General features: G+C 40.4%; 2 protein-coding genes. Both read right to left on the bottom strand.

Features of this window, described 5'->3' with window-relative positions; all coding sequences use genetic code 11:
* Window positions 1-284: 284 nt before the first annotated feature.
* Window positions 285-1,184: an amino acid ABC transporter substrate-binding protein gene (locus ACE1AQ_RS17765; RefSeq protein ID WP_008204522.1), complete on the bottom strand. Its 900-nt coding sequence runs from the start codon at window positions 1,182-1,184 to the stop codon at window positions 285-287.
* Window positions 1,185-1,225: 41 nt separating this feature from the next.
* Complete coding sequence (locus ACE1AQ_RS17760) at window positions 1,226-1,432, bottom strand: hypothetical protein (protein WP_008204520.1); 207 nt, start codon at window positions 1,430-1,432, stop codon at window positions 1,226-1,228.
* Between the last annotated feature and the right edge of the window lie 664 nt (window positions 1,433-2,096).

The raw sequence follows: 2,096 nt of genomic DNA, 5'->3' as shown, positions 1-2,096 counted from the left end.
CTTTAATTATTATCTCATCTTTTTCGTCTCAGGTGTTTGAATATTTATACTTAGCTATCTCAAGAGCTTTCCGAGTATTTATACTTAGTGGTTTGCTCAACTTTCTCTGTCCTTCCCTTTGTGTTTTTCAACCTGCGGAATATGGGTTTGAAACAGGATTTATTAGGGTCAACAAGAGTTTTAGGGAGACAAATTAATCAAGACTTTTGCCCCTTGACCCCCCCAACCCCCGGACATCGGGGGGCTCTTGTACTTTTCAATTGATACCTGAAAAGGTCTTGATTTTAGGGAAATATAGTTAAAGGAATCCATTCATAGGTGTTGACAATGCCTTGAAAATAATCATTAATAGTTTCTCTGGAATAGGGAACAACCCCGTCTTCACCAAACCAACGTTCATAAATTGTCACCGCTTGTTGTTGGTCGCTAACGATCCCTTCCATGAATTTTAATAAGGTGTAATTCACCGTATCGCGCCATTTAGAATCATTCTCAGGTAAAGTACAGGCATAGGATTCGTACGCGTAGGGATAGGAGGGAACTATGGCTAAATTATTGGGATTTTTAGCGCTTTTCCTTAAGCCTTCCAGGGTAATACCATCACTGGCAAAACCGTCAATTTCTCCCGCTTCTAGTTTTTGTAAACCCTCGCCACGGTTTTTAACTTTGACCAAAATAGCGGCGGGTTGTTGGGTTTTAATCACCGCTTCATTAGTAGTATTGGCAATTACTCCAATTCGTCTGCCTGCCAAGCTACCGATGTCATCGAGATTACTACCTTTGCGGGTTAACAATTGAGTGCCACTGGCAAAATAACTAACGGAAAAATCCACCTCATTTTCTCTTTTCCAAGTAAAAGTAGTGGAGCCACACTCTATATCTATCACCCCTGTTTTTAACTTTTCAAAACGATTTTCGGGAGTAACCTCAACAATTTTTAATTTAATCGGTTTTCCTAACTTCCGTTCGGTTTCTTTGCGAATTAACTCTAACATATCAAGGCTGTAACCCACCCACTTGCCTTGGGAGTTGACAAAACCAAAGGGAATAGCATCTTTACGAGCGCCGGCAGTAATTACCCCAGTTTTTTGAATGCGATCGAAGATTGCTCCGGCAAGGCTAGAATGGTTACTGGTGACGGTTAAAGCTACTGTCATCGTCATGACGGCAAGTATAAGCTTCATTTTTTTCCCTAATCTGAAAGTGGCTCAAGTCTGGGACTGTTTCAGAAGACTGAGAGTTTCCCAAAGGAAGATTTTTCAGTGGCGATTGCTGGGGACAAAAAAAGAGGAGAGATGTTACTCTCTCCCCCTTTTAGTTTTTTGGACAACATTTTAAATTGTTTTTTCAGTTGTCGCTGTCGGGCCGAACCACCCTTGCCTTTGTCGTTACGTCCCTGACGGCGGGGGGACTCCCATCGCTTAAGTCGCATAGTCTTTAATTCCAATTTAGTCAGTTATATTTACTGTAACAGGTTTAACGTCAGTTTGGGTTAAGGAATTGAAACTGTGACAACTCAAGCTCTCTGTCACCCTGTGAGATGCCGAACTCTAGTTAACCAACCGGCTCTCCCAGCTTTGGTGGGTAAAATGTATTCTAAGATACATTTCTCAAGAGCGAGGGGGTGGAACGAACCACAAAGACACAAAGGACACAAAGATCGATCGATCCTATGTCAATTAAACTTATGACACAGAACCTAGAAGAGCCACCAACCTTAAACACTCACCCCTTCCCAATAGACCTCGACCTAATATTATCTCAAGACCAAAAGTCTTTCTAGTTAAGGAATCTACCCGAATAAAAATTATTTTAATTGCCTCATATTTTTTCAGTGAAATTGAATTAGCAACGATAGATATACATTTCAGCTATCGAACTACTTAATTAGTATATAGGCTAAAAGCAAGCTGTGACTGGGTTATAATTTTTGAAGATGTCTAATTCATAATTCAGGCTCTTCGTTACTTGTTATGGTTCGATAGGGGGGCATAAATCGACTAAATCCTTATCTGGCAAAAGATTTAACTGATTAGCTCGCTCTAGATCAAAAACAATTGACAAAAATCGTCCAATGTCTTTCTCTATAAGGGTTC

Origin of the sequence: Microcystis sp. BLCC-F209, assembly GCF_041928595.1 — a bacterium.
Lineage (GTDB): Bacteria > Cyanobacteriota > Cyanobacteriia > Cyanobacteriales > Microcystaceae > Microcystis.
Note: the sequence above shows the minus strand (reverse complement) of the source record. Positions and strands in the feature narration are given on the sequence as shown.

Excerpts from the sequence above, each read along its gene's own strand:
- ACE1AQ_RS17765 (WP_008204522.1), bottom strand. The coding sequence starts at position 1,184 with ATGAAGCTTATACTTGCCGTCATGACGATGACAGTAGCTTTAACCGTC.
- ACE1AQ_RS17760 (WP_008204520.1), bottom strand. The coding sequence starts at position 1,432 with ATGCGACTTAAGCGATGGGAGTCCCCCCGCCGTCAGGGACGTAACGAC.